Below are 24782 nucleotides of genomic sequence, written 5' to 3'. Positions count from 1 at the left end.
CAAAATATGTTTTGGAACTACTAAGTCTGTACATTAGTGGTTTCCATATTACAAACCAAGGAGTGAGATGGATGGCTGAAAACAACGAACGCAATCGTGCTAATAACGACAACGATGCTGGTGAAGCTGTTGGAACCGGAGTTGGTGCTGTTACTGGTGCTGCTGTGGGTTCAATTTTGGGTCCACTGGGGACTGTTGCAGGTGCCGTTGCAGGCGGTGCTGTGGGTAACCAGGTGGGCGAAGGTGCCGATGATACCAACGATGACACCACAAACGAAGCTGATTAGAACTTAGTATAGTTCCCTTTGTAACTGAAGGGTGATTACATGCATTGGACTTCCTTAACGGAAGTCCTTTCCACTTTTTATTTAGTTTACTTAAAATAACCAATCTAAAATTTGGCTGTTAAACGTAGGTGAACGTCCAAATTATTATGTTCTTCTCCATTAATGATTATAATCCTTTACTATACATTCTTCCGACCTGAATTAGAATACATAAAAAATCCTTGTCCATTTTCCTTAGCTATCTTTTCCAAGAATGGTTTTGTATTTGATAAGTACAACATTTTTCTTTCTTAAAAGATTGGCTCAAAAGGACATCCTCTTTTAAAAGATAAGAGGTATTTTTCAATTGTTTGGGAAACTACAATTTGAGACATTTCTCCAGTTAATAAAATTTATTTGTGAATTTGAACGAAATATCTGCTAATTTTTATTTATATCTGCGAATCAGCACTATTTATCTGCGAATTTTGTTGGTTTAGCTTCTGTTTTTCCCGAACAACTTTGCTTCATTGCACGACGCAGCATCTTATGCACGAATTGAACGGATATATGCGCGAATATTTAAATATATGCGCGAATCACAGCTCCGGAGGCTAAGCACGGGAGCCTTATAGCTTTTTCAAAAACAAACAGAAAGAAACAATTGGAGGTTTAATAAAATAAACTTATTAGTCGTATAAACAAATTACCGCTTAGCATCGGAAGGTGTAATATGTAAAAGGCTTGGTAGATTAGACTCTTTTAACAGCACCCAATTTCTCTTCTAACTAAAGTTTTGATTTCCTAGAAAGGAAAAATACCCCCACAAATTAACAATGTCTCATTTAATTTAAGGAGGCTTAAGATATAGGTAAAAACTTTAAAGAATTTTATTAATAGTGTGGGTACGGTGGATATGAGTAGGGTGGATAAGGATACGGCGGGTATGGGTACGGATAGCCGTATCCAACGCCCGGAGCGCCAAAACCAAGACCTGGATAAAAACCAAGACCTGAACCTGGTCCTCCTAAACCTAGACCTGGAGCAAAACCAAAACCTGAACCTGGTCCTCCTAAACCTAGACCTGGAGCAAAACCAAGGCCTGAGCCTGGTCCTCCTAAACCAAGACCTGGAGAGAAACCAAAACCTGAGCCTGGTCCTCCTAAACCAAAGCCTGGGCGAATCCTTTCATATGTCGGATTATAGGCATTATAATATACATCCATATAGATAGGGTTCACTTTCTTCCTCCTCGTTTAGTTTTATTAGGTATTAACACTTAATCATATGCACTTTTGGGTTATAGGTATTGGGCGTTTATCCTGAATTTAGGAATTAATAAAACATGAACTTGAATAGTAAAAAGGCGTTCCTGCATATTACAGAAACGCCCGTTAAGAGACGGATTACTTAATTTTTTCCATTTGTTTATTTACTTTCGTAATCGCATGGACGATTTCTTCTACCTCAGTGCTTTGTGTTTCAATGATTGTATTCAACTCTTCAGTTTGTTTAAGTACATTTTCAACTTCTAGTTTTATATCTTTACCATATCTTGCTTGGTCGTTGGTTGCCATGGTTATTTGTTGGACCATTTTCTTCATGCTGTTAATATTGCGAACGATTTCCTCTGCTGATAAAGCCTGTTCTTTGGTTGCAGATGTTACAGATACAGATTGGTTTGTTACATCTTCTACCGCTTCTACAATGGCACGGCTTCCTTTTGCTTGCTCAACTGTTGCAATCGATATTTGTTGAACCATTTCTTGAATATGGATAATTCCTGATAGGATTTCATCGGCAGTTAGTGTTTGCTCTCTTGTTGAAAGGGTCATCTCTGTTGCTTGCTTCGAAACATTTTCAACCGACCGTGCAAAAATTTCACTGTTTTTCGTTTGTTTTTCCGTTGCTTTGGCAACTTGATCCGTTTCTTCTGTTACTTTTACAATTCCTTGAGTAATTTTCGTGATCGCCTGTTTGGTTTTATCTGCTAACTCATTCCCAACCCTTACTTTATGCGCACCTTCTTGAATAGATGTTACGGCAACGGTCGTTTCATCTTGAATACCTTTTATTAGACCTGCGATTTCTTTTGTTGCTTTTGCAGAACGTTCTGCTAGTTTTCGTACTTCGTCTGCTACAACTGCAAATCCTCTTCCATGTTCTCCAGCACGTGCCGCTTCAATCGCAGCGTTAAGGGCTAATAAGTTGGTTTGGTCTGAAATATCATCGATCAGTTTAATAATGTTGCCAATCTTCTCAGAGCTCTTCCCTAGGTTAATCATTACACCACTTGATTGAGTAATTACCTGAGATATTTCTTTCATGCTATCGAGTGTTTCATTTAAGGAATGGGTTCCATCAAGGGCATCTATCTTAACTGAATTGCTCAATTGGTTTATTGTTTGTGCACTTGCCGCAACTTGCTTAATAGAAGCAACCATTTCCTCAACAGTTGCCGAAGCTTGTCCAGCTTGGTTTGTTAGATCATCTGCATATTCACTTACACCTTTAATCGACTTGCTCATTTCCTCAATGGCTGAAGAGATTTGTTCCACACTTGCACCAGCATTACCAACGTTTCCAGCTACTTGTTCAATCGAAGCCATCATCTCTTGGATAGAAGCTGAGGTTTCTTCAGCAGATGCTTCTAGGTTTCCTGCACTTGTTGCAACTAAAGTAATGGAAGCGCTCATTTCCTCTACTGCTGTGGAGATATCATCTACACTGGAAGCCGTTTGATTCGTATTACTAGCCACTTGTTGAATTGATGCAACCAGCTCACTTACCGAATTGTTTGCTTTATTCATAGAAGTATCTAATTCTCCTGAGCTAGAAACATTTTTATCAATCGATTTCTTAATTTTAACAATAGAATGTGTGGTTGTATCAACATTTTCTACTACCACTGAAACAGACTTTTTAATGTGCCTAGTAAAAAATATTGCAACTATAATACTGAAAAGAGCGAGAATAACCGATACCATAATAATTTGAATGATTGCACGAGAAGAGTTCTGTTCTGAATCCTTGATAATCGTTTGTGTGTCTTTTAGGATACCACTTTGAAGTTGATCTAGAGATAGTATGGTACTCTCCTTAAATGGTGTTAAATCATTCATTTGTTTTTTTACTTCATTGTTATTCCCAGATATTGAATTTGCAATAAACATAGGAATAGCAGAAGAGTATTGATTAAATTTATCATTAAAGTCCGCTAATAATTTTTTATCTTCAGCACGAGTAATGTGCTTTTCCATTTCTGCAATATTTGTCTTTACATTTCTAATATCCTCACGTAAATTTGTTGCTATTTTTGATTTATTTTCAGCACTCTGTTCATATGCATATTGGGTAATATAAAGATTAACATTAGTGACTTCTTCTTTTACGTTTCCTATTAATTCGACTCTAGGCACTTTCGAATTCCCTATGTTATGTATTTGATCATTTAGTTTGTTTATGTTCTGGTATGCAGCAAAAGAAATCGAAGCGAAAAATAGAATGATAATGAGATAACTTCCAAATAGTTTCATTCTCATTGTTATTTTACTATATCCGTTTTTTATTGTTTTTTTCAATTTTATCGCTGCTTTTTTCATTGTTTTTTTCAATTTCATTGCTACTTTTTTCATAGATGATCTGTATTTCCTTTCCCCTATTATATTTAATAACAATATACACCTTTTGACCTATTTGATTTCTTTATTCAGGAAAACTTTACTAAGGATTAACATTAGCTTAATATAATATTTTTTGTTTTCTTCTTTATAATTATTGAGATAAATAAAGTTGTTATCTTCATCAAAACTGCTCCGTTTACTTGAATAACATTAGACACCAATATAAGCAAAAGGACTTAGATTAATCTAAGTCCTTCATTTAAAACCTTATTTATCACCAATATAATGCCCATTTTTAGATAAGAAATGCTCATTTCTAAACCATCATACATATGTCTAAAGTGTATTAAAAATAAAGGAAGTAGGTGTCTACATGCCCCCTTATTATGGTCCATACGGCCATCCGATGATGATGGGATATGGCTATCATCCTTATGGTCACGGTTTTTATCATCACCATTACCCTTTTTATGGTGGTTACGGATTCCATCATCCTTGGCACCATTTCGGCCACTGTTGTTAAAAGAAAAGTTTTTGACTATTTGAGGAGGATTTGGGATGTCCCCATCCTCTATTACATACTTTGTATTTATGGCTGTTACGTTTCTTACATTTATTCAAGTAAACTGTCAGCAGTGCAATAAAATGGGGTTTCTCCTTATTAAAGAAGGTAAGTTATAATATCTTTATTCGTACTTTGCAGAGACATTGGTATATCATTACGATTTGACTTCAAAGTAAAGTAACAAGTGTCGGCATTATCCTGAAATAAGTGATATTGCAATATGCTTTTTTTACTTCCTAGTTTACTTATTATCTTTTCATAAAATTGTCCCTGAGTCATCATATCAACTGAACCTAAGTGAAATATCCCTTTTAGCTTATTTTCAATAATGAACCGCATTTGTTTTGCTAAAAGAACATCCAAAAGATTGTTACATACTAAATTGCTATATACATCTATCACTTTATTATTTTTTATGCTTTCTTTAATTGAGTTCCATCTTGGAGAATCTTTACCCCATATCGCTGGGATTCGGATTATCATTACTCGCTCATTTAAAATTTCTTTAAGCATATTTTCAGATTCAATTTTGAAATTCCCATAATCTGATTCGGAAATAGGTATATCTGTTTCTGTGTGAGGTCTTGAAAAATTACCATCAAATACATTTGTGGTCGAAAAGTAATACACACGACTACTTTTATTTCGTAATTCCATTGCCAATTCTTCATGAAACTTGAGCTGTTGATCAAAATCTCCTCTTAGGCATGAAATCACAATGTCTGGTTTTATTGAACGGATAATTTCTTTCAGATTATCGATTTGCTGAACTTTCAATTGGAACTGCTTATCATCGGAGAGACTGGTTACCGAAGAACCATATGTTCCATATAGGTCATATCCATCTTTTAATTCATCGATTAATGCTCTTCCTACTAGACCACTTGCACCAAGAATAAGTACCTTTTCCATAACAATTTCCCCCATTCGCCAAGCTCTTTTATTATATAACGAACAACTACTATAAGAAGATACCTTGCTGTCTTGAAAAAATTGTTAAAGCACATCTATGCCTCTCATTTGTTGAATAACGGAACTCTTCACAATCTTGCTTAAAAATTGTTATTTTTTTAAAATACGCATTAATACATCTATACTTGGTAGGCCATATTCCTCTTTCTCCACTTCTTGGATACAAATACTGTTTATGATAAAAAAATACCAGGATGCCAGCTTTCTTGGATCTTCATTGGAAAATTCCCCTAATTCCTGACCTTTTACAATGATAGGAACTAGTATATCTATCAAATTATAGGCTGAGTATTGCTTGAAAATTGGGATTATCTTTTCTGGAACATCCTCATCTTTACGAGCTCTCTGAATTAGTACAAAAGCATCTCTGTTTTCCTCAGAAATCATATTTTTAGTCAATGTTCGTATTTGGTCAAAAGGGCTTCCCTCAAGATGATAAAGACCTTCTAATTCACTTTTTGCTTCTTCCATAAGTTCTTGGATGAGGGTAGTAAAGAGTTCATCCTTGGATTTAAAGTATTTATATATAAGTCCTTCGCTAATTCCAGCTTCTGATGCGACCAAACTCGTTTTTGTTCCTAAATAACCATATCGAGCAAATATTTTAAGGGCAGCTTTTTTTATTTGATTTGTACGTTCATCACGAATTTTATCAAGTTTTTTTCTATTTAGTGGAGACATCTACACTACTCCCCTCATTACATCATTATAAAAATATTTGATTGGACTGCTCAATTACCTATGTGCCGATTCAGGTACTAGTGGCAATACTCTTATTATCAGTTCCTCAAGGAATTGATCTTCTCTGGCAAAACAGGCTAGATGACCTGCATTTTTGATTAAAACAAATTCCTTATAAGGAGCACTGATTTTATCAAAATATGATTTGGCTACTGCGGTTGGCGTAACAATATCATGATCTCCCTGAAAAACAAAAAAGGGCAAATTGAATTCCCAACCAAACCTTTGATTGTCAATAGCCAATAGTTCCTCATACAATTGATCAAGAGAAAATCTCATACCTTTGAAAATATCCAAAATATCATTTATTGTATGCCCTGGGGATGAGAGCATATTTGGAATTATTACATCTGTAATCATATTTGGGATTCCCTGAACAGCTTTGACTAAATATTGATTCCTTTTTTCAAAATATTTCCGATTCCACTTTGATGGATCTGGACCCATTTTCTCAATCAACTTTAAACCCTTCTTGTTTCCTCCGGATTTGAGAGCGTCAATTGCCAATTTATAGGACAGGAATTCTGAATCTGGGGCATTTTGATCTGTACCCACAAAAGCGTAAAATAGGTCTGGTCGAAGTTTTGCCATTATTACACCAGTTAGACTGCCTACAGAGCTGCCTAATAAAATTATTTTTTCTTTAGAAAGTCTTGTGCATAAATACTCTGCAAGCTCAATTCCATCTTCTGCAAGGCGGTCCAATGTAATACTTCCACTACCTGTTCTGCCATTTTTTTTAAAGGTTTTCCCTGAACCACGCTGATCCCATTGCACAAGAGTAAAATGCCTTTCCCAAGGACGCAGCAATGGACTGAATATAGAATAGGTAGAGCCGGGCCCACCGTGGACAAACAATAAAACAGGGTTGCATTTATCTTCCCCCCGTATAGAGATCCACTGTTCAATACCACCAATTTTAACGTAACCTTCTTCATTTATGCTGTTAGCATTATTAATACGAAGGTTAAGAGCATTTTCACGTTGATTTCGCTTTCTAAAAATTAGGCTCAACAAAAGATTTTTTTTACTCAACTGAATAACCCCCTTTTTTATTGAGTGAGTTACTTACTCAATATTAAAGTATGCAGTTGACTCCTTAATGTTGTTAAAAAATATGTATCTAATTAAAGGGACAAAACCTATAAAGATATCTAATGAAAAGCCTAAGTATTGTACTTAGGCTTTTATTGTGTTTATTAATTTTCTCTTGAAAGTCTATTTGTAGTTTGTAATAATCAAACATATTTTTAAAAGTTATCTTGGATAATTCATTTACTTCGATAAACTGTTACCTAATCCTTATTTGGCTGTTGAATAGGTACGTTTTTTGGTCGTTTAGGATATGATGCCTTATCGGAATTGTCAGGACCAGTAAGGTTATTTCTTTGATCCAAGACTTTTCCTGTATACGTAATAGGATTTCTCTTTGACATGGATTCACCTCCATTCTACAGTATAAAAAAATTGTTTGAATGTCATTTTTATCAAGTAATAATGTAATTAGCTCGTCATTCAAGTCCATCCGCTAAGCTGTCCGAAGGTGCAGGAAAAAAAAGAGCCATGATAGTAATATCATAGCCCCATTTGCTAAAAGTTATTTTGATTTTTCGATAAAGACATCAGATTTACTTTCTAACTCTTTTTCAATCTGTGCAACCCGAGCATCGATGGTGCTACGATAATAGGCATTGTTCACCTTATGTTCTAATCCGTCAAGATAATTTTCAATGTCCTTGAACTTTGAGTATGGTTGATCAGAGTAAGAATTAGATTCTAGAACCTGGTTCATCCGAAGATTTGCCCGTGTTACATTTTCCCGCCCCATTAACTCCAGACGGCGAAGCTGCATATCCTTTAGCTTTTGCTTCATTTCTTCGTATCTAGCTTCCAATTGACCTAATTGTTCTGATACTTGTGCGATCAATGGAAGTAAGCGTTGTGCGCGTTCTGTATACTGTTGATGTTCTCCTGTAGCAAATTGATACAGCTCCGTTTCCCCAGCTTTCGAGGCAATTTCTGATTGTTGCTTCCTTTTTTCAGCTAATTCTATTGCTTGGTTATATTCTCTCGTAAACTCATCCTTTAAACGGTATTGACGTTCTACCAGCTTGCGAACCTTATCCGTTTCCTGCTCACATTGGCACAGGTAATGATTAAGCATGGCAATTGGGTTTTGTTTTTCCTGTTGATCAAGAGCCTCGTTCAAATCAGCGATAATCGTATTTTTTAGTTTTATAAATAGGTTTGTCATTTTCAATCTCTCCTTTGAAATTACTTTTTGTTTAATTCATTCCATTGTTTTTCGAAATTGATAAAAGGATCAGTTTCTTTATTGACCACTGTTTTTTTGTTTCTGTTCCATTTTTTATACACAAGATAGAGTACATAGGCAGCACCGACGCCAATCAGTGCAGGAATATTATGGATAGAAGCTGCTAAGATAATTAAGCCGATAATAATCAACCCAATTTTCCAGCCTGTAGATTCCGTCTTTAAAAACTTCTTATAGATGAAATATAGTAGCACGAGACTAACTGCAAGCCCGATCATTGGACCAATAGTTGAGAGTAATACGATGGCAGCTATGCCACCTGCTAAAAGTAAACCGAATTTTTTCATTTTATTTTCCTCCTTTTGTTTTTCTTGATTTCATCTTACCTTTTTTCTATATATTTCATAATTGCGCTTGAGCTTGATTTTTCTATCCGACTTGAGACTTAGGATGAGTCGGTCTCTAATTGATTCCCTCTTTTATATGAGTGCAGTGGAATATTTGATCCTTCTAAATCAACAAAAAAGGAACTCCCTTTTAACGGAAGTTCCTTTTCTCATATGCTTACTTTATTTAAATATTAGCTATGTTAGTTGTTGATATTGCATTTAAGGTTTTAACAATATTTTTCCCGTACTTTTGCGGCTTTCTAAATATCGGTGCGCTTCTTGACCATCTTGCAATGCGAACGATTTTGGCTTAGATATCCTTACCTTCCCAGCTGTCATCCAATGAAAAAGTTCATTTGAACGAGCAACTCTTTCGTCATGTGAAGTAAGAACATTCCAAAGATCTCCACCTGTCAGCGTTTTTGATGTGTCCATTAGCATTCTTGGGTCAACTGGTTCTGGATCTCCCCCTGCCATGCCGTAAAAAACAACAGTTCCTCCAATGCGAGTTACCGCAAAGCTGTTTTGGAGTGTGGAACCTACTGAATCATATGCTACGTCAACACCTGTGCTGTTCGTCTCTTCCAGCACTTCTCTCTTCCAGTCATCCTTGTACAGGAAGACCTTATCTGCACCAGCTTCCTTCGCTGCTTCTGCTTTTTCAATGGAAGACGTTAAACCTATAACCTTTCCACCAAGCAGCTTGACTATTTGTACAAGGAGTTGCCCTACACCTCCGGCTGCCGCATGGATCAGAACAACATCGTTCTTTTTCACAGGATAGCTGTCCTTTGTTAAATAATGCGCAGTCAAACCTTGCAGCAATACGGATGCAGCCTCCTCAAACGAAATTGAATCCGGAATAGGAACAGCTTTATCCAATGGAACTGATACTAGTTCTGCATTGGCATATGGTACATCGGCAAACGCAATACGATCTCCAATGTTTATTCCTTTTACTTTTTCACCTATTTTCTCTACTATTCCTGAACCTTCATAGCCTAAAATATAAGGAGGCTCACCTGCAAGATGATAGTTTCCTTTTCTTCGATATATATCTGCAAAATTCAGGCCAATGGCTTTCATCCTTACAAGTATTTCCTCCGGTCCGATGGTGGCATCTGTGATTTCACCATATTCCAGTACTTCTGGACCGCCAAAAGTTTTGAACATAAGTGCCTTCATATGTATTACCTCTACTTTAATATATTTTCGAACCCTTTTATTAAATAGAATTGTGGCTAGAAATGCAAATAACTACTATCAGGGGAAATGGAATAATCCTTTGATTTTTCAGATGGTTCGCTTCTATTTTAAGAATTCCTTCCGAATAATAGCAATATTCTCTTCATGGCATTGTTTCGTAAAGGATGATGGGAACGGCATTTCTTTTTCCATTGAAGCCATTTTCTCCAAGTCCTCTTTCATAACGGCTGAGATCAAACTTTCAAGATACTCCTGTGAGTTTTGAATTCTTCTTTTCATCTTTTCCTTACTGGTCGTTGTTTGACCATGACCGGGCACAAGTACCGATACGGTATGAGTCTCTAGCACTCGTACAGCTTTCTGAAGAGTTTCCACATACGCCTTTGCACTGTCGTAGATAAAAGGAAGCTCAAAATCTGATAGGTAATCACCAGCAATCCAAATACCCAATGGTTCAATGATTGTAAACAAACCATCATGCGTATGTCCAGGCGACAAGTAGAAGGTAATCGTCGTATCCCCAATTACTATTTGCTGTCCGTCCTCCTCTACAACCAAATCCACTTCTGGAAATGCAATCGGATATGGACGCTTAATATAATAGTCATTGTCAAATTGATGAATTAAGTTTACTTTTTGCTGTTTATTTGGGTGTTGTTGCAGGCCCTTGCTTCCAATCACTTTTGCACCTGGAAATGCCTTATATGCGATAATATGGTCAAAGTCTCCATGGGTAAATAGAAGAAAAAGCTCTTTTTTCCCTTGAATCTGCGCGATGAACGTTTGGATTTCCTCTATCTCAGTCGGAAGCCAATTCGGGTCTACCACCAAAACGAAATCCTTTCCTTCTATTACCGTACAAGTCGTTTGAAATAAAGAGCTTTGAAAAACTGTCATGAAATCATTCTTAAATTGGATCATTATTCTTTCCCCCTAAACGGAAGTTACCTATTGCTAAACTGATCGTAACATACAAAATAAGTGCCTGTCCCCTAACTTATTTCACTTCCGACAGTAAAAGTAGTTTATCCGAAAGTTAAATCAGTCTATCCGCCAGTAACATGTGCTTATCCGACAATAAGTGACCTCTATACGACAGTAATAACTTCTTGCGACAGTTAATAGCTGTTATACGACAATAAATACTGCTTATCCGACAGTTTGAGACCGCTATACGACAGTAAAAACTTCTTACGACAGTTATTGACTCTATACGACAGTAAAGGCTGCTTAACCAATAGTTAACCAGCCTTACTCCTCTAAGTCGATATCATTTCTACAATTTATCCATAAAAATTCCTACAAATCGTTTACATCGTTCGATATCCTGACGTTGTGGAGACAGCTCGACCTTCAAGGTCACAGCTAGTTTCGTTTGAACGTAGAGCATATCCCTAAATCCATCCACAGCGCCGCAAAACTTTGGATAACCGCTGTCGCCTGTTCCAACTACCCCTGTAATTATATGCCTTACATTCTGAATTTCGAACTCACGATAAAGGTCCATCATTTCACATGGTATTTCTCCATCTCCCCATGTATAAGTTCCAAGAACAATTCCATCAAATTGACTTAACTCCTTAAGGGGAAATTGTTCAATTCGATAGAGTGCGACATCACTATTTTTGTTTAAAAATAGCTGAAAGAGGATCTGGATTAGTTCTTCGGTATTCCCTGTCTTCGAAGTATAGACAACAGCAATTTTCACAGCTCATCGAAACCATTCGATTGTGATACCTTTGAGTACGTTCTTGACTTCTGTTCAAAGAAATCTGATTTCGTCTCGTTCATCATTTCATCACTAAAAACATGAATCCAAGGCATTGGGTTGTTTCGTTCCTCGTACAGGTTTTGCAAACCAAGCTGCCGCAAGCGTTTATTCGCAAGATATTCCGTGTAATGCTCATACTCCTGCAAATCAATTCCATCAATATCCGTTAATATAGCATGAGCCCATTCCTTCTCAAGTTCAACAGCTTGTCTAATGGTTTGATAAACATATTCTATATTGGCATTGGTGTTTAACTCCGGATTTTCGGTTAACAGAATGCGGATAAATTGGGCAACAAAATAGGCATGCTGCATTTCATCCCGCTGAATATAACTAATCATCGTGCTTGTTTTCAGCATTTTTTGCTGGCGGGCAAGATGATAGAAAAAGGCGAATCCGGCATAAAAATAAATTCCCTCTAGATTAATAGAGTTTACCCCTAATTGGAATAAATGCTGTGGTGTCGGATCTTCACGAAAGCATTCATAAGCAACTAATATTAGCTGGTTCCGTTTTTGAACAAGCGGATCACTCTTTGCTTGATTAAAGCGGAAGTTTTGTTCGCTTAATGGGACAAGTGAGCTTAATATATAGGAATAGGACTCATTATGGACGGCTTCCTGTTGAGAAATCACGGCAAATATGGCTTTAAAGCTTGAGTCGGTAACGTAATCCATCACTTGATACATGGTTGGTGTTTGCAGGCTGTCTAATGAGGCCAGCTGGGTATTAATTCGTAAAAATACATCCTTCTCGACTGCACTCAGCTGGTCCCATTGCTTGATATCATCCTGCATATTAATTTCTTGTGCCTTCCAAAAATTCGATAATAATGTCTGATACAAATCATACATCTGTGGATAAGCGATATCATTCCAATTCAACAGACCTGATGATTGTCCATTTACGATCCCTGTCGATTTATTAGGAAATTCGGGGTTAAGCAGTTTTATTTTTGATAACGGTGTATGGATATCCATGAAAATCTCCTCCAATTCTAGCTTTGACAAGCCTCACATGCATCTATTTCTGCTTGAGATGTACTTCTAATATAATAAGTTGTCTTTAACCCATGCTTCCAAGCTTCTAGATGTAGGAGGAGCAATTCTTTTGCTTTAATATCATGCTTAACATATAAATTAAAGCTGATTCCCTGATCGATATGACGCTGTCTGGCTGCGTTTTGTTTAATGCTCCAAACTTGATCTAATTCATGTCTTGCACGACGATAATAGTTGTAAGTATGATGATTGAGATCAGGAGCAGTCACTTTAAATTTAAAATTTTTCTTTTCCTCTGCATATTCAACCGAATAAATAGGATCAATGCCATCGGTTGACCCTCCTATTTTTGCAGTTGATGAATTAGGCGCAATCGCCATTAACCAACCGTTTCGAATCCCGTGCTCTGTTACCTCGCATTGTAGTTCCTGCCACTTATCGGACAGGTACCCACGTCGTTCAAAATACTTTCCGGTATCCCATTCAGATCCGTTAAAGCGGGAATATGCTCCTTTTTCCTTTGCCAATTCCATCGAAGAACGAATCGTTAAATAGGCAATATTCTCATACAATTCATCTGCATATTCAACAGCCTGAAGAGATTCCCAATGAATTTCCTTTAACGCAAGAAGATGGTGCCAGCCAAAAGTACCAAGTCCAACAGCTCGATACTTTTTATTCGTCAGCTGTGCTTGTCCAACTGATATCGTATTTAAGTCAATCACGTTATCCAGCATTCTAACCTGAATGGGAATTAACCGCTCCAGCACATTTGCCGTTATCGCTTTCGCTAGATTAATAGAAGATAAATTACAAACAACGAAATCACCAGGTTTCCGTACGATTACGATATTTCCGTCTTCATCTTGATATTCACTTACAATCGTTGTTGCCGACATGTTTTGAGCAATTTCTGTGCATAGATTACTGCAGTAAATTGAAGTTCGTCCTTCCCCAGCAATATGCTTATTAGGGTTTTGTCGATTGACTTCGTCTCGATAGAACATGTAAGGAGTTCCGGTTTCTAGTTGGGACACCATGATCCGAACCATCACATCCATTGCGCGGTAGGTTTTCCTTGGTAGCAGTGGATTTTTCACGGCCGCTTCATATTTTTCAGTAAAAAGGTGGCGATCGATGTCATCGTAAAAATCTTCAATACCGAGTGGATTGCCATCGTCATCTTTCCAGCCCATGATTTGCTTGACTTGATGCGGGCAAAATGTATGCCATTCTCCAATGCTTCTTCCTGTTTCATCGGTTTCTTCGATTTTTTTCATAAAAAGATCGGGAACGGTGACACCGATAAAAATGTCATGGGCTTTGCGGCGTTCATCCCCGTTATTCGTCTTCAAATCAAGAAATCCATTCATAATATCTTTATGGAATAGATCGAGATAAATAGCGATGGCACCCTGACGCTGCCCGAGCTGGTCAACACTGACCGCAGTATCATTGACTAATTTGATCCATGGAACAACACCTGAGGAGTTTCCTTTGAATTTTTTGATATCGGAACCGAGTGCACGGACTTTTCCATAATAGATTCCAATCCCACCTCCATCTTTACTTAACCGAGCTATGTCCCAATTATTCAAATAGATGCTATCAAGGGAATCTTCTATAGTATCAATAAAACAGGAGGAAAGTTGGCCAAAGCTTTTCCCTGCGTTGGCTAATGTTGGGGTAGCAACCGTCATGTATAAATGACTTAATGCCCAATACGCTTCCTTCACAAGTTGTAAGCGAATGGTCTTCCTCTCATCCTTCATGATGGTCATTGCAATGATCATGAACCTTTCCTGTGGAAGTTCAAACACATTTTTTTCATAATCTGTAGCAAGATATCGGTCAGCGAACAAGAACAATCCAATGTAATTAAATAACTCATCACGTTCCGGATTGATTTCTTTGGCCAATTCATCAATTTCAGCTTTAGTGTAATTGTTTAATAGTTCATCAGAGTAAATGCCGTAATCAGTCAATGTATTTATTAACTGGTGAAAGTCCCCATAGTTTTGAGAACGGTCATATCCACGGTTTTTTGCCGCTTTTTCATATAACTCATTAAGATATAATCGGGCCGCAACAAAAGTCCAATCAGGCTGGTCGATTGCGATTTGATTTACGGAATATAATAATGCTTGTTCATTTGCATCGGATCCAGTTCTATCAAGTTCTCTTATTCGCTTTTCAAGTTCGGCTGTATCTATTTTGTAATTCTCTGCCGCCTGGTTTATCGCTTCCAATACATATTTAATCTCTGTTTGAATTTCCGTTGTCATGATTAATCCCCCTCTAAAATAAAAAAACCGCTCACAATGATGAGCGGATGAAACGATTAACTACAAAAGGAAAAAAACATGCCTCCTGTCGCCATCGATTCATCTTCTCAATCCCCGAAGAAGTGAAACTACTTAAGAAAGACAGGTCTCCTGACTAATGCGTCACCCTACTTTGAACCCTTCCCGGATAAGCACCTATTTTTATAAGTGTTCTTACACAGTGGTCTGTTCATTTCGTCGGCATTTACAGTTGCGGGGGCAGTTCTGGATTTTCACCAGATTCCCTATTAAGCCATATTGGCGTCTTTTCTTAAGGCTATTACAACATATAGGATTATTTTTAAAAATCTCATCAATATATTGATGATAAACTAAAATAAATAATAGTACATCCGATTATGTATTTCAAGTATTTTAATTTGTTTTTTTCGATACCTGGAATTATTTTTTCAAAAGGCTGTGTTAAACTTGCCTGTTGATTTGCGCTCAAGAAGCGAGCATCCGCGGGCGTTCCGTGGATAACTCGGCGCTTAAGCCCTGTGGGGTCTCCCCTGCCCCGTAATTCCGCAGGACGTTGAATCAGCAACTTTGAATCAACACCGCACTTAGGAAATGCGATAGCATTTTCGAGGATCTCGCGCCTTCCGCTCCAATCAACATAGTTTCAAAATCAACAGTGACCTTTAACACAGCTTTTCAAAAAAATATCTTCACAATGAATTTTAATTCATTTAAAATAATATTCATGCTTACTAGAGGAGGAATGAGGGTTGGGGTCTTCACAAGGAATGTTAAAACGCACGCTCGGGGTAACACCTATTGTTTTTCTTGGATTAGCCTATATGTCACCGTTTGCGGTGTTTGACACATTTGGGGTGGTTTCAAAGGAAACGAATGGGCATGTCCCCGCTTCCTATATTTTAATAACGATTGCCATTTTATTTACCGCTTTAAGCTATGGAAAAATGGTGAAGCAATTTCCTGATGCGGGTTCTGCTTATACATACACAAAGAAAACGATGAGCCCACAGCTTGGTTTTCTGGTTGGCTGGTCAGCATTGTTAGATTACTTATTTTTACCGATGATTAACGCCGTTCTTGCCGGAATTTACTTATCTGCAAGCTTTCCAAATGTTCCATCATGGGTGTGGGTGATTGGTTTAATCTTGATTATAACGATTATGAACATTGCAGGAATCAAAATCGCCGTTACAGCAAATACACTCTTTGTTCTTTTTCAATTGTTAGTTGCCATTATCTTTGTCATATTAACGATCAGGGCGATTATAAGCGGGGACGGAAATTCAGGATTTGAATGGAGCCCATTCTATTCTAAAGATATCAGCTTAAGTCTATTATTCTCTGGTGCTTCTATTCTAGCTCTTTCTTTTCTAGGATTTGATGCGGTGACTACATTAGCCGAAGAAACCATTAACCCAGAGAAAAATATTCCAAAAGCTATCTTTTTAATAGCGTTAATTGGCGGTATCTTCTTTATTGGGGTTACTTTTTTCATGCAAAATTTATATCCAGACGTTTCAGTTTTAAAAAATATCGATGGTGCCTCGCCAGAGATTGCCAAACACATCGGGGGAATACTCTTTCAATCTATTTTTACAAGTGGTGCCCTTATTTCCGTTTTAGCATCAGGTCTTGCCGCGCAAACGAGTGCTTCACGGCTGCTGTTTGCCATGGGTAGAGATGGCGTTCTTCCTAGAAAATGGTTCGGTCATTTGCATAGAAAATCACAAACTCCTATTTTTAATATCATCTTTATTGGTATATTATCTCTTTGTGCCTTATTTTTAGACCTTGTTACTGCGACATCGTTGATTAACTTTGGTGCCTTTACAGCTTTTTCTTTTGTTAATCTCTCTGTGATTATGTTTTATTGGAAAAACAAAGCGAGCATGGATATGAGCTTTATTGGATATGTTGTTTTCCCGGCTATTGGACTCGCCTTTTTAATCTATTTATGGTTCAGTCTCGATAAACTAGCCATGATTTTCGGGTTATCTTGGTTCTCGCTTGGTCTAATATATCTTCTTTGGATCACTAGAGGATTTAAAGTAAAACCGCCAGAATATCAGTTCGTGGAAAATGCATAGAATATACAGTTCGATTAAAAGAGGATGATAAATAGACGTCCTCTTTTTTGTCTTATTGATCATTTAAATCTGCAAGCACCAATTTGTGAAATATTTCGTTTCAATTTGGTCAATAATGAAACAGTGATAGAAACTGATAAAGGATGAAAATCATTTGGAACATGTGTGGATTTCAATAGTACGAACGGTGGTTTCTTTTTTCATTTTAATGATTGTGTCATTATGGATGGGAAGACGAGTAAATTCTAAAAATACCCATCACAATTTTGCAATTGCGGTGATAATTGGTTCGTTTATTTCTAATATGGGGTTTGATTACAATCTAAGTTTTTTCCCCATGCTTGTTGCTTTTATATCGCTCATTGTCATTTATTTTCTACTTTCAATTATTTCTACAAAAAGCAGGCGTTTTCGTTTGTGGCTTTCTGGGCAGCCGACCGTGGTCATTGAAAATGGAAAATTATTAGATGAAAATATGAAAAAAATCATGTATACAATAGATGATTTAAACCAGCAACTAAGGGAACAAGGAATCTTTAATATTTTTGAGGTAGAGTTTGCTTTAGTTGAGGTAAGCGGAAAATTGTCGATAATGAAAAAAAAAGACTATCAAAATGTTATTCAGAAAGATATCAATCCAAGTAATCCTTCGAAGAAGCTCACTCTTCCTATCGAACTGATCATGGATAGAATTCCAGTCGAGAAGAATTTCAATACTCAATATTCATGGAAATGGCTTGAAGAGGAATTAAAAAAAAGAAACTTGAAAATGACCGATATTCAGTATGCTGTCATTTCTTCGAATGGTTCATTATTTATTGACCTTTTTGATGACAAAATAAAAAGATAAGCGTAAAAGATTCCCCATTCGTTTGAACTATTTTACGCTTAACTTATCTTTTCATTGATATAAGGGGTATCCCTTATTCATAAAAGCAACATTTTTTAAATTGGTACTTTTAACTGATATTGGTCTATTTTTCGATATAGATTCCTAACACTAACCCCTAAAACCTCTGCTGCTTTTGTTTTATTCCATCCCATCTCGGATAGTACTTTATAAATATGATCTTTCTCAAGTTGTTCAAGTGAAGAGTACATATTTATTAAGCTCTTTTGACTGGACTTTTCAACATTTGAAAGCAATAAATCAGACTCTTCGATCGTATTTCCATTGCTTAATAAAATGCCCCGTTCTAATAAGTGATGAAGCTCTCTAACATTCCCTGGAAAATGGTACGATTGTAATGCCGCAATTGCTTCGGATGACAAAGTTTTTCTACCTTTAATAAAAAAATCAATGAGGAATGGCAAGTCATCCATCCGGGCTCTTAATGGAGGAATGGTCAGCTTCAGCACATGGAGACGATAATATAAGTCTTCTCTAAAATTCCCATTTGCTACTTCTTTTTCTAATTGTCGATTTGTTGCTGCAACCGTTCTTACCTTTACTTTTCTCTCTCTTACATCGCCTACTCTACGGAACTCACCCGTTTCAAGAAATCTTAATAGTTTTACTTGTAGGGTAAACGGCATTTCCCCAAGCTCATCCAAAAATAATGTTCCGCCGTTGGCCGCCTCTACTAGTCCTTTCTTATCCTGATTGGCTCCGGTAAATGCCCCTTTTACGTGTCCGAACAGCTCACTCTCAAGCAATTGTTCTGGCAACGCGCCAGAATTTATTGCTACAAATGGCTCCTCTGCTCGAAAACTCCAGTAATGAAGGGCTTTGGCAAATAACTCTTTGCCAGTCCCGCTTTCTCCTTCAATTAATACAGGAACATCACTGTTTGATACTCGTTCTGTTAAGTCTAATAGTGCTCGAAACTTATCATTTTCCCCGATAATCTGAAATGAATTTTGCTGCTGGATGATTGTTTTCATACTTTCATTTTTCTCTTTTAGCCTTTTATTCTCAATAGCCTTCGCGATCGCAATTTCAAGTTCAGAAAGATTGTAGGGCTTAGCTAAATAATCAAATGCTCCGAGCTTCATTGCTTCAATTGCGGTTTCAATTGTTCCATGTCCAGTTAGCATAATCACTTGAATCTCAGGCTGAATTTTTTTGGTTTCCTTCAACAACGAAATACCATCCATTTTCGGCAAGCGGATATCGTAAATGGCTATATCATAAAAATGGCATTTTACTAACGGTATGGCATCCTCAGCATTTTCAGCAAAATCTACTTCGTATCCTTTTCGTTTTAAGCGATTGACAAGCAGTTCTAGTAAATCTTTCTCATCATCAACAATTATTATCCTATTTGTTCCCATGATGTTCCCTCCCTTGCTTTGTTTGGATAGGAATCTTTAATTCTACTGTTGTTCCTTTTCCTAATTCACTTGAAAATTGTATGGTTCCGCCGAATTGTTGAATAATTCCATAACAAACCGACAAACCAAGACCGGTACCTTTCCCAATTGGTTTCGTAGTATAAAATGGATCAAAGATTTTTGGTAAGTCTTCCTTCCTAATACCTTCTCCTGAATCTCTGATTATTAGATTTAACTCCCGATTTTTCATTTCTCCCAAAATACTAATCGTTCCATCCTCTTCAATGGAATCAATAGAGTTATTGAGTAAATTAACAAGCACTTGCATTAGCTTTAAACGATCTCCATGAAAGTCTGGGATATCTCCAAGCTGTACGTGAAGCGTAATCTTCTTTTTTCTTAGGGGATATTCCACTAAACTAATGGCATTTTGAAGCGTATCCTCTAAGTCAATGGATGAAATCGTCCAATTTGTCTTCCTAGAAAAATTTAATAGGTTGGCTGTTATTTGTTTACACCGTTCCGTATTATCCTTAATTTTTTTAAGGTAGATAGACATCTCAGCATCGTCCAAAGAAGGGTCATGTCCATTCATTCGATCTAGTAAATCTTCTGAGTAAACATTGATGGTCGTTAGCGGATTATTCACTTCATGAGCAAAACTAGATGCCATCAACCCAAGTGCAGCGAGTTTATCCGTCTGGACAATTTTTTCTTCGATTTTCTTTTCCTTTGTTATGTCCTCAATGAAAAGGACGAATTCACCTTCACCATCCATTACATGTGTCAAAGGAAAAACACGGTGTCGAAAAATCCTTTTATCTCCAAACCGATCTTCTAAGGTAAACAATTTATTTGCATTGTCTTCGATACGATTATTCGTTATGATGCAATCTTTGCATGGGGCTTTGCTACCCTCAATAAGCTGATAGCAAGGTAAGTGGAACTGATCCTTTTCATATAAGCTTTTTAGTATTGAATTCATCCAAGTGATTTTATATTCCTTTGTCACAAGGGCCAGACCCGCACCAATACCTTCCAACACAACATTTAGCTGTTCTTTTTCCTGTTCAATCCGCCTTGATTTATCATGAATTTCCCTACTCATTTCATTAAAGGAATCCACTAATTTTCCAATTTCGTCATTTTGTTGAACAGAGAGTGGGTGTAATTTTTCCCCTGATTTCATTTTATTCATCGCTTTATCAAGAAGTATAATTGGCTTGGTAAAGTATAAGCCGGCATAAATACTAATTAAGCTGACAAGACAGGTGAGTAGAGCAACAACTAGCAATCCATCCTGGAACATATAATTAATGGGTTTGTAAGCGGCCATTTTCGGCTGTTCCATCACAAGTGTCCAATTTAATCCTGGGAATTTTTCTTTAACTCCTAGTACTGAAGTAGCGGTATCAGGATTTTCTTTTTTCCAGAGTTTGCTGAAATCCTGATGAGCAATTACCTTTCCACTGCTATCCATCAAATATAAATAGGTTGAAGAGTCCTGACGTAACGACGATATTTTTCCAACCATCTTTTGCAGTTGTAGGACGACCCCCACCCCTTTTCTTTTTCCATTTTCCACAAAAGGAACGGCAAGTTTTACAACCGGCTGACCATACTCATTTAACTCAACATTTCCATATGCTTTTTCATTATTTTGAAAACTGAGCCACATCTCTTTTGAATACCATTTTTCATTTTTCTCAGGCTTATTAAGTTTGTATCTAGAGATTCTTTTTACCACGATCCCGTTTTCATTGGTCAAAACAATTTCCTCTATCGACTCATTTTGCTGCAATAGTTGATAAAATTCGCTATCCGTCTGGTTTGATCCATATACCAGTGCTAGTTTTTGTAAATGCTGAAAAGTAAGATTAACATCCATTGTAATTTCTGTTGATAAATTTTTCAGAACTAGTATTTGTTTTTCCTTAATCCGTTCCTCTAAATCCATTTTTGTATGATAAAAGTAATAGAAACTTAAGAGCAGCAATGGAATGGATGACATAAGAATCCCGAACACAACCACCTTATCCCGAATGGGCTGGGAGCCGAGCCATTTAGACTGTGATTTCATCATTTATTGCTCCCCTTTTTATTAACATCACTAAATTCTGCAATTTTTAATAAATCTTGGTTAAGATGAATTCCCAATAAATCCTGTTCTTGTTTATTAACTAAGAAGCGAATGTTATCAGGCATTTCCACGGGTAATTCTCCTGGGGAATTTCCTTTAATCAATAAACTGACATACCTTGCTGCTTGGTATCCTTGATCCTTAAAGCTTGTTCCGTAACTGAGGAGAAATCCGTTTTTCACTTCATGTTCATAGATTCCCATCGTAGGAATCCTGTAATTATTTTCTATATTCACAAGTTGGTCTGTCATTGATTCAATTCGAAAGCTCGGTAATAGGAATAAAGCATCGTTCTTCTTGAGATTATTCTCTAAGTTTTTGGGGAAATCTGCATCACTGACATTCCATGGCTTTACAGATACGGATAATTCATTTGCCGCTTCTAACGTTTTTTGCAAACTAAGTTTACTAATCTCGGATTCATTATCATATAAAATATGTACTCTTTGGATACTTGGGATTAAGTCAACAAGTATTTCTAATCGTTTTCCAGAAATACTAGTATGATAATTATTAATCCCAGTAAACTGCCCTCCAGGCGCTTTTTCATCTTTGATCATGCCCATTTCTTTTGGGGATGCAGCTCCTGCAAATACGACTGGTATGTTTATATGGTTCTTATCCATCACTTTCTTTAATTCAATGGTTTCAATTCCGCCAAGAGTTACGATTATCTCGGGGTGACTATGGATTAATTCATCAATCTGTTTTTGCAGTTTTGACGGGTTCTCTTTTGCGTTTTTTACAATAAATTGAAATTCATTTTGTTGATAACCTAATTCCTTCAGTCCGTTTTGTAAACCAACCAGCTTTTCATAGCGACTATCACCGATCGTTAAAACTCCGATTCGTATAGGAGTTTCTTTAGAAGTATCAAATGAATAATTTAATATCACGACTGTAATTAAGATGAATGAAACCATTAAAAACCATTTAGCTTTCATACATACACTCCGTATTTTTGATGTTTACACTATTACTATATAAGATGTAAATTGATTCCTATTTAAAAAGTAAGATGATTCTATGAACCTTTTATGAATGTTTTTTGAACAATGTTTATTTTCCGTCACTATTGAAAACAGAAAAAAGCCTCTGAAAAGTTTCAGGGGCTTTCATGTCCTAGTTTTATGTGATAAAAATGAATCCATGATTCAATGGCTTTCGTATTTATCTTAGTTTATGGAGTTAAAGAATTATTGCTTGTTACTTTTTAATTCATAAGGTACATCTGCTGGTGCGCCACCAAGCGGCCAATCATTGGCTTTTTCGGCAAAATCAGGTCGTTCTTTTGAAAGAATAAATCCTGCAAGATCCGCAGCTTGCTGGTCAGTTAAGCCGCCTTTTTTAATACCACCCATTTCGGTAAGCGGCATATTTCTTTGAATGTATCCAGCTGCCGTTGAGATTCTTCCCATACCAGCACCAATATTGAAGGAATTACTGCCCCAAAGTGCAGGTCCTGTAGTGGCTCCTGTACCAGCCCCATCAGCGCCATGACATGAGGAACATGATTGTTGATATAGTTTCTCGCCATTTGCAAGATCTACCTTCGGAACATTTTGCAATGAATTTTTAACCACCCATGGCCGCTCTTTAGTACCAACTGGTACATCTGTAGAAATATAGTTTAAGTAAGCGACCATCCCTCTCATTGCATCACTACTTGCCTCAAGTGGTTTTCCATTCATACTCCTTTTAAAGCATCCATTGATTCGATCCTCAATTGTCAACACTTTTCCAGCACGTGGATTATAAGCAGGATATACAGCGGTGACACCTGTTAACGGTGAAGTCGTATCGGTACCTGCTGTCCCATGACAGCTTGAACAAGATAAATTGTTCCCAACATTGTTTGGAAGAACTGTTTTGGTCTCATTCAAAATTTTAAAACCCAATTTTATGGAATCCCCTAGAGGACCGTTTGGAACTTTGTCCATACTAGGTGGTTCATAGGTTTTCATTGCAGTCTGTTTAACAGAAGCTGTCTCCTTTGATTGGGGCTTTGCCTTAGCAGTGGTCTGATCTGAGGAGCAGCCTGCTGGAATAAGGACTAATGATAAAAGCGCTAGTAAGTACCCTTTTTTCATTTTTGATAGCATCATCATCTTTCACTCCTAGTTTTTAAATTTTGCTACTTCACTAATATTGATGCAAATTTTATGCCAACAATAAAAATTAACTTCCTAATCACTTTTTTCGTTACATATTGCAGATCCCTGTGCTCGATATGTGAAGACTTAGGCAATGGTGTCCTCTCCTAACTATGACAAAAAGTCATAGTCTGACAAATTGTCATACCCACATTAGCGTGTTGGGTGTCAGGCACCAACTTGTTTCTTGTAAACAAACTGTAATACTATTCTATTTTTTGAGCTCATACAAATAGGTATCAATCAAAGATTTTCGAAGAATCCTAATTTTTATGGAGGTATTATCAATGAAAAAATTAACGATTATCATAGCCTTATTGGCGTCATTTTTATTTGCCTCACCGACTTTTGCTTATACCGTCAAAAGCGGTGATACCATGTCACAAATCGCCGTGGATCATCATTTAACATTGCAAGAGTTAGCAAGTCTTAATCCTCAAATCAAGAATTTAGATTTGATATATGTAGAACAAACGGTGAATACAGGGAATAATGAGAATACGGGGAATGAAGAGAATAAGGAAAATACGGCAAAACAAGAAATGAAAGTAGGGATTTCTGATTATGAAAAGGACCTGCTTGCCAGGTTGGTAAGAGCTGAAGCAGAAGGAGAACCACTCGAAGGCCAGATTGCCGTTGCCTGTGTTGTCCTGAATAGAGTAGACAGCCCGGATTTTCCTAAGACCATTAAAGATGTCATTTATGAACGCGGTCAATTTCAACCTGTTCGTAATGGCGAAATTAATAAGCCTGCTGATGAGGATGCTATTAAAGCCGTCAATGACGCGTTGACAGAGTATCGGAATGTGGCAGCTGGTTCGTTATTCTTTTACAATCCTGTAACCGCGAGTAGTCATTGGCTGGATTCGAGAGAGACCGCGGTAGTAATTGGAAGTCATGTATTTAAAAAGTAAGGTTAACACCAAAGGGATGTCTTGATGCATCCCCTTTACAAAATAGTTATCTTATCATGTTTCGAAGACATTTGGGACAGAATTAGATCAATTAATTCC

At 37.0% G+C, this 24782-nt stretch carries 23 protein-coding genes and 1 riboswitch; of the genes, 6 read left to right on the top strand and 17 right to left on the bottom strand.

Annotation, left to right across the window (positions count from 1 at the left end):
- The first annotated feature begins 71 nt into the window (after positions 1-71).
- Positions 72-287, top strand: a complete 216-nt coding sequence (locus BN1082_RS13215; RefSeq protein WP_090635082.1) for a glycine zipper domain-containing protein — start codon at positions 72-74, stop codon at positions 285-287.
- An 872-nt stretch (positions 288-1159) separates the two neighbouring features.
- Here the strand turns inward: BN1082_RS13215 and BN1082_RS13210 are convergent.
- Both BN1082_RS13210 and BN1082_RS13205 read right to left on the bottom strand, forming a co-directional pair.
- On the bottom strand, positions 1160-1507 hold the full coding sequence (locus tag BN1082_RS13210) for a spore coat protein (protein WP_425412151.1): 348 nt from the start codon (positions 1505-1507) through the stop codon (positions 1160-1162).
- 165 nt (positions 1508-1672) lie between these two features.
- On the bottom strand, positions 1673-3886 hold the full coding sequence (locus tag BN1082_RS13205; RefSeq protein WP_245640423.1) for a methyl-accepting chemotaxis protein: 2214 nt from the start codon (positions 3884-3886) through the stop codon (positions 1673-1675).
- Between the two features lie 376 nt (positions 3887-4262).
- Between BN1082_RS13205 and BN1082_RS27510 the strand changes: the two genes are divergently transcribed.
- Both BN1082_RS27510 and BN1082_RS28555 read left to right on the top strand, forming a co-directional pair.
- A complete protein-coding gene (locus tag BN1082_RS27510) occupies positions 4263-4412 on the top strand; it encodes a hypothetical protein (RefSeq protein ID WP_176699777.1) in 150 nt (49 codons plus the stop codon).
- Between the two features lie 35 nt (positions 4413-4447).
- Positions 4448-4570 (top strand): hypothetical protein, encoded by a 123-nt coding sequence (locus BN1082_RS28555; RefSeq protein WP_281177013.1) that lies wholly within the window; start codon positions 4448-4450, stop codon positions 4568-4570.
- Here the strand turns inward: BN1082_RS28555 and BN1082_RS13200 are convergent.
- The 11 genes from BN1082_RS13200 to BN1082_RS13155 all read right to left on the bottom strand — a co-directional run bounded on the left by BN1082_RS13200 (position 4551) and on the right by BN1082_RS13155 (position 15094).
- Positions 4551-5366, bottom strand: a complete 816-nt coding sequence (locus BN1082_RS13200) for a sugar nucleotide-binding protein (RefSeq protein WP_090635081.1) — start codon at positions 5364-5366, stop codon at positions 4551-4553. The genes BN1082_RS28555 and BN1082_RS13200 overlap by 20 nt on opposite strands.
- Positions 5367-5516: 150 nt before the next feature.
- Positions 5517-6107, bottom strand: coding sequence for a TetR/AcrR family transcriptional regulator (locus BN1082_RS13195; protein ID WP_090635080.1), 591 nt, complete (start codon positions 6105-6107; stop codon positions 5517-5519).
- A 54-nt stretch (positions 6108-6161) separates the two neighbouring features.
- Complete coding sequence (locus BN1082_RS13190) at positions 6162-7202, bottom strand: alpha/beta fold hydrolase (RefSeq protein ID WP_090635079.1); 1041 nt, start codon at positions 7200-7202, stop codon at positions 6162-6164.
- A gap of 260 nt (positions 7203-7462) precedes the next feature.
- Positions 7463-7603, bottom strand: coding sequence for a hypothetical protein (locus BN1082_RS27505; RefSeq protein ID WP_176699776.1), 141 nt, complete (start codon positions 7601-7603; stop codon positions 7463-7465).
- A gap of 161 nt (positions 7604-7764) precedes the next feature.
- The gene (locus tag BN1082_RS13185; protein WP_090635078.1) at positions 7765-8421 is read right to left on the bottom strand and encodes a PspA/IM30 family protein; all 657 of its coding nucleotides are present in this window, start codon (positions 8419-8421) and stop codon (positions 7765-7767) included.
- A gap of 20 nt (positions 8422-8441) precedes the next feature.
- Positions 8442-8789 carry a lmo0954 family membrane protein gene (locus BN1082_RS13180; RefSeq protein WP_090635077.1) on the bottom strand — a complete coding sequence of 116 codons (348 nt, stop codon included), beginning with the start codon at positions 8787-8789 and terminating at the stop codon, positions 8442-8444.
- Between the two features lie 261 nt (positions 8790-9050).
- Entirely contained in the window at positions 9051-10016 is a 966-nt protein-coding gene (locus BN1082_RS13175; protein WP_090635076.1) for a quinone oxidoreductase family protein, read from the bottom strand.
- Between the two features lie 123 nt (positions 10017-10139).
- Positions 10140-10958 carry an MBL fold metallo-hydrolase gene (locus BN1082_RS13170; protein ID WP_090635075.1) on the bottom strand — a complete coding sequence of 273 codons (819 nt, stop codon included), beginning with the start codon at positions 10956-10958 and terminating at the stop codon, positions 10140-10142.
- Positions 10959-11313: 355 nt separating this feature from the next.
- A complete protein-coding gene (locus BN1082_RS13165; protein ID WP_090635074.1) occupies positions 11314-11745 on the bottom strand; it encodes a flavodoxin domain-containing protein in 432 nt (143 codons plus the stop codon).
- Entirely contained in the window at positions 11742-12788 is a 1047-nt protein-coding gene (locus tag BN1082_RS13160; RefSeq protein ID WP_090635073.1) for a ribonucleotide-diphosphate reductase subunit beta, read from the bottom strand. Before BN1082_RS13160 ends, BN1082_RS13165 begins: the two co-directional genes overlap by 4 nt.
- A gap of 17 nt (positions 12789-12805) precedes the next feature.
- Positions 12806-15094 (bottom strand): ribonucleoside-diphosphate reductase subunit alpha, encoded by a 2289-nt coding sequence (locus BN1082_RS13155; RefSeq protein WP_090635072.1) that lies wholly within the window; start codon positions 15092-15094, stop codon positions 12806-12808.
- A gap of 124 nt (positions 15095-15218) precedes the next feature.
- A riboswitch (cobalamin riboswitch) is annotated at positions 15219-15417 on the bottom strand.
- Between the two features lie 447 nt (positions 15418-15864).
- Here BN1082_RS13155 and BN1082_RS13150 point away from each other — a divergent pair.
- Both BN1082_RS13150 and BN1082_RS13145 read left to right on the top strand, forming a co-directional pair.
- Positions 15865-17202 carry an APC family permease gene (locus BN1082_RS13150; protein ID WP_245640422.1) on the top strand — a complete coding sequence of 446 codons (1338 nt, stop codon included), beginning with the start codon at positions 15865-15867 and terminating at the stop codon, positions 17200-17202.
- Positions 17203-17365: 163 nt separating this feature from the next.
- Entirely contained in the window at positions 17366-18052 is a 687-nt protein-coding gene (locus BN1082_RS13145) for a DUF421 domain-containing protein (RefSeq protein ID WP_245640472.1), read from the top strand.
- Between the two features lie 95 nt (positions 18053-18147).
- Here the strand turns inward: BN1082_RS13145 and BN1082_RS13140 are convergent, their stop codons facing one another.
- From BN1082_RS13140 to BN1082_RS13125, 4 genes are all read right to left on the bottom strand, one after another.
- Positions 18148-19476 (bottom strand): sigma-54-dependent transcriptional regulator, encoded by a 1329-nt coding sequence (locus BN1082_RS13140; protein WP_090635070.1) that lies wholly within the window; start codon positions 19474-19476, stop codon positions 18148-18150.
- Positions 19463-21559, bottom strand: coding sequence for an ATP-binding protein (locus BN1082_RS13135; protein WP_090635069.1), 2097 nt, complete (start codon positions 21557-21559; stop codon positions 19463-19465). The genes BN1082_RS13140 and BN1082_RS13135 overlap by 14 nt, the downstream gene beginning before the upstream one ends.
- Complete coding sequence (locus BN1082_RS13130; protein WP_090635068.1) at positions 21556-22560, bottom strand: ABC transporter substrate-binding protein; 1005 nt, start codon at positions 22558-22560, stop codon at positions 21556-21558. Before BN1082_RS13130 ends, BN1082_RS13135 begins: the two co-directional genes overlap by 4 nt.
- Before the next feature lie 252 nt (positions 22561-22812).
- A complete protein-coding gene (locus BN1082_RS13125; protein WP_245640421.1) occupies positions 22813-23721 on the bottom strand; it encodes a c-type cytochrome in 909 nt (302 codons plus the stop codon).
- Between the two features lie 335 nt (positions 23722-24056).
- Between BN1082_RS13125 and BN1082_RS13120 the strand changes: the two genes are divergently transcribed.
- The gene (locus BN1082_RS13120) at positions 24057-24683 is read left to right on the top strand and encodes a cell wall hydrolase (protein ID WP_090635067.1); all 627 of its coding nucleotides are present in this window, start codon (positions 24057-24059) and stop codon (positions 24681-24683) included.
- Positions 24684-24782: the final 99 nt, after the last annotated feature.

The organism is Neobacillus massiliamazoniensis, assembly GCF_001048695.1.
Classification (GTDB): domain Bacteria; phylum Bacillota; class Bacilli; order Bacillales; family Cytobacillaceae; genus Neobacillus; species Neobacillus massiliamazoniensis.
The sequence above is the reverse complement of the archived record's forward strand: the minus strand, read 5'-3'. Positions and strand labels throughout refer to the sequence as shown.

What these genes read in the sequence shown, in the direction of transcription:
- BN1082_RS13215 (WP_090635082.1), top strand. Translation starts at nt 72, where the DNA reads ATGGCTGAAAACAACGAACGCAATCGTGCTAATAACGACAACGATGCT.
- BN1082_RS13205 (WP_245640423.1), bottom strand. Translation starts at nt 3,886, where the DNA reads ATGAAATTGAAAAAAACAATGAAAAAAGCAGCGATAAAATTGAAAAAA.
- BN1082_RS27510 (WP_176699777.1), top strand. Translation starts at nt 4,263, where the DNA reads ATGCCCCCTTATTATGGTCCATACGGCCATCCGATGATGATGGGATAT.
- BN1082_RS28555 (WP_281177013.1), top strand. Translation starts at nt 4,448, where the DNA reads ATGTCCCCATCCTCTATTACATACTTTGTATTTATGGCTGTTACGTTT.
- BN1082_RS13200 (WP_090635081.1), bottom strand. Translation starts at nt 5,366, where the DNA reads ATGGAAAAGGTACTTATTCTTGGTGCAAGTGGTCTAGTAGGAAGAGCA.
- BN1082_RS13195 (WP_090635080.1), bottom strand. Translation starts at nt 6,107, where the DNA reads ATGTCTCCACTAAATAGAAAAAAACTTGATAAAATTCGTGATGAACGT.
- BN1082_RS27505 (WP_176699776.1), bottom strand. Translation starts at nt 7,603, where the DNA reads ATGTCAAAGAGAAATCCTATTACGTATACAGGAAAAGTCTTGGATCAA.
- BN1082_RS13185 (WP_090635078.1), bottom strand. Translation starts at nt 8,421, where the DNA reads ATGACAAACCTATTTATAAAACTAAAAAATACGATTATCGCTGATTTG.
- BN1082_RS13180 (WP_090635077.1), bottom strand. Translation starts at nt 8,789, where the DNA reads ATGAAAAAATTCGGTTTACTTTTAGCAGGTGGCATAGCTGCCATCGTA.
- BN1082_RS13175 (WP_090635076.1), bottom strand. Translation starts at nt 10,016, where the DNA reads ATGAAGGCACTTATGTTCAAAACTTTTGGCGGTCCAGAAGTACTGGAA.
- BN1082_RS13170 (WP_090635075.1), bottom strand. Translation starts at nt 10,958, where the DNA reads ATGATCCAATTTAAGAATGATTTCATGACAGTTTTTCAAAGCTCTTTA.
- BN1082_RS13160 (WP_090635073.1), bottom strand. Translation starts at nt 12,788, where the DNA reads ATGGATATCCATACACCGTTATCAAAAATAAAACTGCTTAACCCCGAA.
- BN1082_RS13155 (WP_090635072.1), bottom strand. Translation starts at nt 15,094, where the DNA reads ATGACAACGGAAATTCAAACAGAGATTAAATATGTATTGGAAGCGATA.
- BN1082_RS13140 (WP_090635070.1), bottom strand. Translation starts at nt 19,476, where the DNA reads ATGGGAACAAATAGGATAATAATTGTTGATGATGAGAAAGATTTACTA.
- BN1082_RS13135 (WP_090635069.1), bottom strand. Translation starts at nt 21,559, where the DNA reads ATGATGAAATCACAGTCTAAATGGCTCGGCTCCCAGCCCATTCGGGAT.
- BN1082_RS13130 (WP_090635068.1), bottom strand. Translation starts at nt 22,560, where the DNA reads ATGAAAGCTAAATGGTTTTTAATGGTTTCATTCATCTTAATTACAGTC.
- BN1082_RS13125 (WP_245640421.1), bottom strand. Translation starts at nt 23,721, where the DNA reads ATGATGCTATCAAAAATGAAAAAAGGGTACTTACTAGCGCTTTTATCA.
- BN1082_RS13120 (WP_090635067.1), top strand. Translation starts at nt 24,057, where the DNA reads ATGAAAAAATTAACGATTATCATAGCCTTATTGGCGTCATTTTTATTT.